Annotated in this window: 9 protein-coding genes; 8 read left to right on the top strand and 1 reads right to left on the bottom strand. The window is 65.5% G+C overall.

The window, feature by feature from the left end; all coding sequences use genetic code 11:
- Positions 1-106: 106 nt before the first annotated feature.
- Entirely contained in the window at positions 107-640 is a 534-nt protein-coding gene (locus QU44_RS13570; protein WP_033922894.1) for a shikimate kinase, read from the bottom strand.
- A 312-nt stretch (positions 641-952) separates the two neighbouring features.
- Between QU44_RS13570 and QU44_RS13575 the strand changes: the two genes are divergently transcribed.
- The 8 genes from QU44_RS13575 (at position 953) to QU44_RS13610 (ending at position 8,143) form a co-directional block, all read left to right on the top strand.
- Positions 953-1,285 (top strand): DUF962 domain-containing protein, encoded by a 333-nt coding sequence (locus QU44_RS13575; RefSeq protein WP_033922880.1) that lies wholly within the window; start codon positions 953-955, stop codon positions 1,283-1,285.
- Positions 1,286-1,342: 57 nt separating this feature from the next.
- A complete protein-coding gene (locus QU44_RS13580) occupies positions 1,343-2,335 on the top strand; it encodes a cysteine synthase A (RefSeq protein WP_033922882.1) in 993 nt (330 codons plus the stop codon).
- Between the two features lie 49 nt (positions 2,336-2,384).
- Positions 2,385-2,678, top strand: coding sequence for a hypothetical protein (locus tag QU44_RS13585; RefSeq protein ID WP_156141192.1), 294 nt, complete (start codon positions 2,385-2,387; stop codon positions 2,676-2,678).
- A gap of 282 nt (positions 2,679-2,960) precedes the next feature.
- The gene (locus QU44_RS13590; protein ID WP_033922886.1) at positions 2,961-3,458 is read left to right on the top strand and encodes a division/cell wall cluster transcriptional repressor MraZ; all 498 of its coding nucleotides are present in this window, start codon (positions 2,961-2,963) and stop codon (positions 3,456-3,458) included.
- Positions 3,455-4,396: a 16S rRNA (cytosine(1402)-N(4))-methyltransferase RsmH gene (gene rsmH, locus QU44_RS13595; RefSeq protein WP_033922888.1), complete on the top strand. Its 942-nt coding sequence runs from the start codon at positions 3,455-3,457 to the stop codon at positions 4,394-4,396. Before QU44_RS13590 ends, rsmH begins: the two co-directional genes overlap by 4 nt.
- Positions 4,396-5,028 carry a hypothetical protein gene (locus QU44_RS13600; protein ID WP_052134857.1) on the top strand — a complete coding sequence of 211 codons (633 nt, stop codon included), beginning with the start codon at positions 4,396-4,398 and terminating at the stop codon, positions 5,026-5,028. Before rsmH ends, QU44_RS13600 begins: the two co-directional genes overlap by 1 nt.
- Complete coding sequence (locus QU44_RS13605; protein WP_033922890.1) at positions 5,025-6,731, top strand: peptidoglycan D,D-transpeptidase FtsI family protein; 1,707 nt, start codon at positions 5,025-5,027, stop codon at positions 6,729-6,731. Before QU44_RS13600 ends, QU44_RS13605 begins: the two co-directional genes overlap by 4 nt.
- Complete coding sequence (locus QU44_RS13610; protein WP_033922892.1) at positions 6,728-8,143, top strand: UDP-N-acetylmuramoyl-L-alanyl-D-glutamate--2,6-diaminopimelate ligase; 1,416 nt, start codon at positions 6,728-6,730, stop codon at positions 8,141-8,143. The genes QU44_RS13605 and QU44_RS13610 overlap by 4 nt, the downstream gene beginning before the upstream one ends.
- Positions 8,144-8,185: the final 42 nt, after the last annotated feature.

Below are 8,185 nucleotides of genomic sequence, written 5' to 3' on the forward strand. Positions count from 1 at the left end.
GCACCCTCCCGCGCAGCGGGTTCGTGCATCCGCCAGATAGCGAAGCCCGCCATCGACGGAGCCGCTACCCTAAGCGGACAGGCAGCCGCCGCCCAAAGGCGGACGTTCACCCTACTGTGGTGATGTGCTGAATAATCGCGTTGGCCGCTTCGGCTGGTGTAGACATCTCGGTATCGACCCGCAGTGCAGCCTTTGGCATGATCTTCATACAAGCGGTCATCGAAGGTCTGAGAGCACGAAGGATTTCCAGCGAGCGCAACTTGCCGAACTGCTCGCGCGAGGGGTTCACAAGCCGCCGTTCCTGCTCCGCCTCGCTCAAATCAAGCGCGATGTAGGTAACCTGTCCTCCGGCTTGTGTGACGCGGCGTAGAACGTGATCGGGGAAGTCCGTGGAGACACTCGGTTCAGGCGCGAACGTGAAGATCAACGACCGCCCCGAAGCGGCTGCGGATGAAATCGTCTCCAACCAGAATTGCTCTCGTAGAGACACAAACTCGGGCGAGCCGAACGGAAACACTGCCGCGACTGCATCCACGATCAGGTGATTGTGGAAAAGCGGTGCGCCGACCTGCTCAGCCACCAGTCGGCCGATCGTTAGCTTCCCGCTCGCAACGGGACCATAGATGAAAATCAAACGCATGCCGCTTGCTAGCATTGCTGCGTACGGTCTTCCACTTCCCAGATCGAACGTCCGCTAACCACCACTTCCCGCAATTCCGTCAGCTAAATCGGCACGGCCACGTCGCCAACCCAACCGCGCTGTCCTACAAGCTTCTGCTTTGGTATCCCTGCCGCATGAGAACGCTGCCCTCATCCCCACCCGCTTCGCGTTTCGCTACGCGGAAAAGGCGAATCCGGGGGGTACGTAGTGTAGCTTTTGTAGCTTTCCGAGGCTCCGAATCACCAAGCCCGCCCATTCCCAACCACCCCGACCTCGCATATCCTGGTGCCCATGACCCGCATCGCCACCTATGCGCAGTTCTGGCCGCATTACCTGCGCGAACACGCCAGGCCCGAAACGCGGCGGCTGCATTATATCGGCACCGCGCTCACGCTGGCGCTGCTGGTCGTCGCGATCGGCCGGGGCGGGTGGTGGTGGGCGGCGGTGCCGGTCGCCGGCTATGGTTTTGCCTGGTACGCGCATTTGCGTGTCGAGCGGAACCGGCCTGCGACCTTTACCCATCCCTGGTGGTCGCTGATCAGCGACTTTCGCATGTTCTTTCTGGCGATCGGCGGCAGGCTGGCACCGCATTTGCGCGCGGCGGGGGTGGCAACCCGGCATTGATCGCCTGACAGCAGGTGTTGCTTGCCCCCACCCCGGCCCAGTCCCTATCTGCAACTCATGCAGACAACGCCTGATACGCTCGCCCTGATCGGAAACACCCCGCTGGTCCGCCTGAAGGGACCAAGCGAGGCTGCCGGGGCCGAGGTTTTCGCCAAGTGCGAATTCACCAATCCCGGTGCCAGCGTGAAGGATCGCGCGGCTTTGTTCATCGTCCAGGACGCCGAAGCGCGCGGATTGCTTCAGCCCGGCGGTACCATCGTCGAGGGGACCGCGGGCAATACCGGGATCGGGCTGGCGCTGGTCGCCAATGCCAAGGGCTATCGCACGATCATCGTGATGCCCGAAACGCAGAGCCGCGAGAAGATGGACACGCTGCGCGCGCTCGGGGCCGAGCTGGTACTGGTGCCCGCCGCGCCCTATTCGAACCCCGGCCATTTCGTCCACACCTCGCGCCGGATCGCCGAGGAGACGCCGGGCGCGATCTGGGCCAACCAGTTCGACAATATCGCCAATCGCCGCGCGCATATCGTCGGCACTTCGACCGAAATCTGGGAGCAGATGGCGGGCCGGATCGACGGCTTCACTTGCGCCGCGGGCACTGGCGGCACGATCGCCGGCGTCGGGCTTGGGCTGAAGGAGCGCGATCCCGATGTCACGATCGCGCTGACCGATCCGCATGGTGCCGCGCTGTTCAACTATTACGCGCATGGCGAACTGAAATCCGAAGGTTCATCGGTCGCCGAGGGGATCGGGCAGGGGCGAATCACCGCCAATCTGGAGGGCGCGCCGATCGATACCCAGTTCCGCGTGTCGGATGAGGAAGGCCTGGTGTGGATGCGCCGCCTGCTCGCGGAGGAGGGGCTGTGCCTGGGGCTGTCGTCGGGGATCAATGTCGCCGGTGCAGTACGGCTGGCGCAGCAACTGGGGGCGGGCAGCCGGGTGGCGACCATCCTGTGCGACACCGGCTTTCGCTATCTTTCAACGCTCTACAATCGCGACTGGCTGACCGCGAAAGGGCTGTCATTGCCTGCGGAGATTACTGAAGGGTGACACCGTGGTCGACAAGCGGCGGCGGGATCGTTACCTTTATGCCACAGTTATGCGACCAATCACTGATCCAAGCCAGGCAATGCAGCGTATCCGGGTCGCGATGACCGGGCTGGCGCTCGTGATATTGCTGATCATGATCGCCGGCGTGATCTTCAACGCGGTCGATCGTCAGGCTCCGGTCGAGGCGATCGGTTCGTCGAAGTCCGATGTCGTCGCCAATATGACGCTGCTGGGCAATGATGTCATCCTCTCCGACGAGCCGCTGGCCGAATTGGGCGTAGCCCCCAGCCGCAGCAGCAGCGACGCCGCAAAGGCTGAACCTGAGCGGCGCTCGGCACCCTAATCCACCGTTAACGCTGTCGCTTCATTCGCGGGATAGATTCCGCGCGATCCATCGCATCGTTGTGACTAGAACATAACAAGATCAAACGTGTACATCTGATTCTAATGGCGATAGGTGGGGGAAAGTGGGGCGAAAAGGCATAAATTGTCATTGTCGTTGCCTCGCCATTTTGGTACAAAATCGGCGCGGGACACGTTCCTCTTCGTCATCCGATATCAGCCGGGGCCAAGTCGTTGGCTTCGGGCGGGGAGAGGCTTTGCGTGCTCCCCACAGAGGGCGCGGGTGTCAGACAGGGAACTCTTTTACGGCTTCACGCTGCAGTCGGTCGACGACAAGGGTCGCGTCGCGATCCCTGCCGACCTGCGCGTCGTGCTCGACCGTAATACGCCCGTGCAGGATCTGCCGGTTCGCACCGTGCTGGTCGGTCGCGATGCCGCGCTGAACTGCCTGCTGTGCTACGACGTAACCTGGGCGCGCCAGCTCAACGATGATTTCAACCATCTGCGCCGCCTCGCCGCCGAACAGGGGCGTGCGTTCGACGAAAAGGCCGAGCGCCGCGCGAATCGGGTCGAAATCGCTAATTATGATCCCAGCGGTCGCTTCGTCCTGCCAGCGTTCGAGCGCCAGCGCGCCGGTATCGGCAAATGGGCGTTCTTTGCCGGCGATGGCGATCGTTTCCAGATCTGGGCACCCGAAACACTGCTCGCCGCCGACATCGACGATCCTGATCTGCAAGACCGCTGCCGCTTCTACATGGCGCAGAAAAAGGTGACCCTGTGACGGCGCCGCATGTTCCCGTTCTCCTCGACGAGGTGCTGGCGGGCTTGGCGATCGCGCCGGGCGAGCGGCATGTCGACGCCACTTTCGGCGCGGGCGGCTATACCCGCGCGATGCTGGCAGCGGGCGCGCGGGTGATCGCCTTTGACCGCGATCCGCACGCGATTCGCGACGGGCAAGCGATGTCTGCCGCTAGCGACGGCGCGCTGATCCTGGTCGAATCGCCCTTCTCCGCGCTCGAAAGCGAGTTGGCGGCGCGCGATTCGGTACCGGTCGATGGCGTGACGATGGACATCGGCGTCTCGTCGATGCAGCTCGACCAGCCCGAGCGCGGCTTTTCGTTCCAGGGTGACGGGCCGCTCGACATGCGGATGAGCCAGGCGGGTGAAAGCGCCGCCGATTTCCTCAACACCGCCGATGAGGAAGCAATTGCCGACGTCCTCTATCGCTATGGCGAGGAGCCGCGCTCGCGCCGGGTCGCGCGCGCGATCGTCGCCGCGCGTCCGCTTTCCCGTACCGGCGAGCTTGCCTCGGTCGTCCGCCGGTCGCTGGGGTACAAGCCCCACGACAAGAAAGATCCAGCGACCCGGACCTTCCAGGCGATCCGAATCCACCTCAACCGCGAGCTCGACGAGCTGATTGACGGCCTCGCCGCTGCCGAGCGTGTACTCGCGCCGGGCGGGCGGCTGGCGGTGGTCACCTTTCACAGCCTCGAGGATCGGCTGGTGAAGCGCTTTTTCCGTGAACGGTCGGGCAGCGAGCCCGCCGGATCGCGGCATCGGCCGGCGGCGCTGTCGCCCCGGCCACCAAGCTTCGAGCAACCGGCGCGCGCTGTGCGTGCCGGCGAAGACGAGATCGCGCGCAATCCGCGCGCGCGATCGGCAACCTTGCGTGTAGCCCGGCGTACCGGGGCGGCCCCGTGGGGGCAGGGAGAAAACTGATGGCGGCAAAGAGCTTGAAGGGCTTTGGCTGGTTTCTGTGCGGCGTGCTGGTGGCACCGCCCTGTTATCTGGTGTCGTCCTGGGTCGCGACCGAGCGCGCGCGGGTCGAAAGCCTTCAGCGCGCGATCGTGTCGGCAAAGCGCGACATCCGCGATCTCGAAACCGAGTTCGAAACCCGCTCGAGCATCGCGCAGCTCGAGCGGTGGAATGGCGAAGTACTCGCGCTCGCCGCCCCCCGGCCCGAACAATATATCGCCGGCGAAGAAGCGCTGGCGCAGCTCCACCATGCCGCGCCGGGTGAGGCGCTGGTGCAGCAGGCGGCGTATATCATTCCCGCCGGGCTGTACGACAACGACCTCCACCGCGCGAACCAGCAGCAGTTGGCAGCCGCAACGGCAAGCACTACTCCCTCGGCACCCGTCGCACCGGCAACCGCCACCCGCACTGCGGCACCGATCGCGCTCGCCTCGGTCGCCGCGCCCAGCCCTGAGCGTGCCATCGCTACGCCCAGCCGCAAGGCGGTCGAGCGCAAGGCGCAAGCGGTGGCGATGCTCGATGATTCGCTGCTGAGCGACCGGACGCTCGGCGATCTGGTGCGCGGTGCCAAATCCGAGACGGTGAAACGACGTTGATCGTCCTGACGGCACCCCCTGCTGCCGATCGGCGCCCTGGTGCCGGTCGGCATGCGCTGGTGCAGACGGCGCAGGCCCGCCTGATGGTCCTGTTGCTGCTGTTCGCGGCGGCGGTGCTGATCGTGGTGATCCGGCTGGTGATGCTCGCCTGGTCGGCCACCCCCGCCACCGGCCGCGACATCGCCGCGTTACTCACCCCGGTGCGCGGCGACATCATCGACCGCAACGGCGCGCCGCTTGCCCGCACGATCGATGCCTGGTCGATCGGCGTCCATCCCGACAAAGTGATCGGCGACAAGCGCGCGCTTGCCGGTTCACTCGCCGATCTGATGCCTGATCGTACCGCCGACGAATATTATCGCGCGCTTACCTCGGGGGCGAACTTCACCTATCTTCAGCGCCGCGCGTTGCCCGAGCTGGTCAATCGCGTGAACGGCCTTGGCGAACCCGGCATCGCCTTCGCGCGCGAACCCGAGCGGCTCTACCCGCAGACGACGCTGGCGGCGCACGCCTTGGGCATGCTGAACTTCGATGGCCATGGCGTGACCGGGATGGAGCGCCATCTTGATTCGCGGCTGACCAATCCGGCGCTGCGCGGCGCGCCGGTGCCGCTGTCGATCGATCTGCGCGTCCAGGGCGCGCTCGAAAGCGAGCTTGGCCGCGCGATGGCGACGTTCAGCGCGGCGGGTGCCGCCGGGGTGATCCTCGACGTCGATACTGGCGAGGTGATGGCGATCGCCTCGCTGCCCAGCTTCAATCCCAATCGGATGAGCAAGGGCGACAGTGGCATCCTCAACAACGTCACGCAGAGCGTCTATGAACTCGGTTCGACCTTCAAGCCGCTGGTGATGGCCGAGGGGATCGAAACCGGCGTCGTGACGTCGATGTCGAAGCGTTACGACGCCACCGCGCCACTGCGGATCGGACGCTTCCAGATCCGCGACGATCACGCCCAGAAACGCTGGCTGAACGTGCCCGAAGCACTGGTGCATTCGTCGAACATCGCGACGGCGCGCGTTGCCGAGGAAATGGGCCAGGCGCGGATGGAGCATCTGTTCCGCAAGCTCGGCTTCGATACCGCCCCCGACATCGAAATCGAAAAGGCACGGCCGCTATGGCCCGCCAATTGGGGGCGTTCGACCACGCTGACCACGGCGTTCGGTCACGGTATCGCAATCACCCCGCTGCATCTGGCCAGCGCCTATGCCGCGATGGTCAACGGCGGCACCTGGCGTCCGGCAACGATGCTGAAAGTGGCCAACGGCAAGGCGGCAACCGGTCGCCGCGTCTTTGCCGAGACGACCAGCGCGCGGATGCGCCAGTTAATGCGACTGGTGGTGCTTGAGGGCAGTGGCCGCCGCGGCGAGGCACCGGGCTATCGGGTGGGAGCCAAGACCGGCACCGCCGAAAAGCCTGGCGCTGGCGGATACAATAAACGGGTGAACGTTTCGACGTTCGCGGCGGCTTTCCCGATGGACGCACCACGCTATGTGGTGATCGCTATGCTCGATTCGCCCAAAGGCACCGCCGAAACCTTCGGCTTCACTGCCGCTGCCTGGACCGCCGCCCCCATCGTCAGCCGGGTCATCTCACGCACCGGGCCGCTGCTGGGGGTCGTCCCCGACGTCAATCGCGACATCAATGTGTCCGAACTGATGCCGCTCCTCTGGCGCGCCGCAGGCGACAAGAAGGTCGATCCATGAAGCTTGGAACGCTCACCGGCGGCGGCGAGCCGCAAAACGTCACCGGCTTCGCGATCGATCACCGAAAGGTCGCGCCGGGCACGATTTTCGGCGCGTTCGAAGGTGCGCGGGTGAATGGCGAGGATTTCATTCCCCAGGCGATCGCCAGCGGTGCGATTGCGGTGGTCGCGCGGCGCGAAGCGGTGGTGGAGGGCGCGGTGCACATCGCGCACGACAACCCGCGTGCCTGCTTCGCCGAAATGGCGGCGCGCTTCTTCGCACCTTTCCCGCCGGTAACCGCCGCCGTCACCGGCACCAACGGCAAGACCTCGACCGTCGAATTGACCCGCCAATTATGGCGGATGGCGGGGCAGCACGCCGCCTCGATCGGAACGCTGGGCGTCACGACGGCGGACGAGCGAGTCACCACCGGACTTACGACGCCCGATGTCGTCACCTTCCTGTCGAATGTCGCCGGGCTGGCGCGTGAGGGGGTGACTCATCTGGCGTTCGAGGCATCGAGCCACGGCTTGTCGCAATATCGCACCCAGGGGCTGCCCGTCCGCGCCGCCGCCTTCACCAATCTCAGCCGCGATCACCTCGATTACCACAAGGACATGGCGGAATATTTCACCGCCAAATTGCGCCTGTTCGCCGAAGTGCTCGCCGACGATGGCACTGCCGTCGTCTGGGTCGATGATCCGCATGCCGAACGGGTGATCGATCTGGCGCGGCACCGCGGCAACCGACTGATCACCGTCGGCGAACATGGCGACACGCTTCGGCTGGTGGGGCGCGATCCGACTTTGCTGGGGCAGGGGCTGACGATCGAGGCCGATGGCGCGATCCACAAGGTCAATCTGCCGCTGATCGGCGCGTATCAGGCGGCGAACGCCCTGGTCGCCGCCGGACTGGTGATCGCGACTGGCGGCCCGGTTGCGCCGACCTTGCAGGCATTGGCGCGGTTGCAGCCGGTGCGCGGGCGGCTCGAACGCGCGGCGATCGCGCGCAGCGGTGCGCCGGTCTATGTCGATTACGCACACACCCCCGATGCGCTCGAAGCCGCGATCGCCGCACTCAAGCCGCATGCAGCCGGCAAGCTCATCGTCGTGTTCGGCGCGGGCGGTGACCGCGATCCGGGCAAGCGTGAGTTGATGGGGCAGGTGGCGGCGGCGCGCGCCGATGTCGCGATCGTCACCGACGACAATCCCCGCACCGAAGACGCCGCGAGCATCCGCCGCGAAGTGCTGAAGGGGGCGCTCGCCGCAACCGAAATCGGCGACCGCCGCGCCGCCATCGCCGCCGCCATCGCGCAAGCGGACGGATCCGATATCGTGCTGATCGCCGGCAAGGGCCACGAACAGGGCCAGATCGTTGGTGATATGGTGTTGCCGTTCGACGATGTGAGCGTGGCGCGCGAGTGCGCGGCGTGACGCGGTCGGTTCGTTCTTCCCCCCTCCCGCTTGCGGGAGGGG

This window comes from Sphingomonas sp. 37zxx (genome assembly GCF_000786205.1).
GTDB lineage: Bacteria > Pseudomonadota > Alphaproteobacteria > Sphingomonadales > Sphingomonadaceae > Sphingomonas.

Coding starts and splice junctions, on each gene's coding strand:
- QU44_RS13570 (WP_033922894.1), bottom strand. CDS start 640: ATGCGTTTGATTTTCATCTATGGTCCCGTTGCGAGCGGGAAGCTAACG.
- QU44_RS13575 (WP_033922880.1), top strand. CDS start 953: ATGACCCGCATCGCCACCTATGCGCAGTTCTGGCCGCATTACCTGCGC.
- QU44_RS13580 (WP_033922882.1), top strand. CDS start 1,343: ATGCAGACAACGCCTGATACGCTCGCCCTGATCGGAAACACCCCGCTG.
- QU44_RS13585 (WP_156141192.1), top strand. CDS start 2,385: ATGCGACCAATCACTGATCCAAGCCAGGCAATGCAGCGTATCCGGGTC.
- QU44_RS13600 (WP_052134857.1), top strand. CDS start 4,396: ATGGCGGCAAAGAGCTTGAAGGGCTTTGGCTGGTTTCTGTGCGGCGTG.
- QU44_RS13610 (WP_033922892.1), top strand. CDS start 6,728: ATGAAGCTTGGAACGCTCACCGGCGGCGGCGAGCCGCAAAACGTCACC.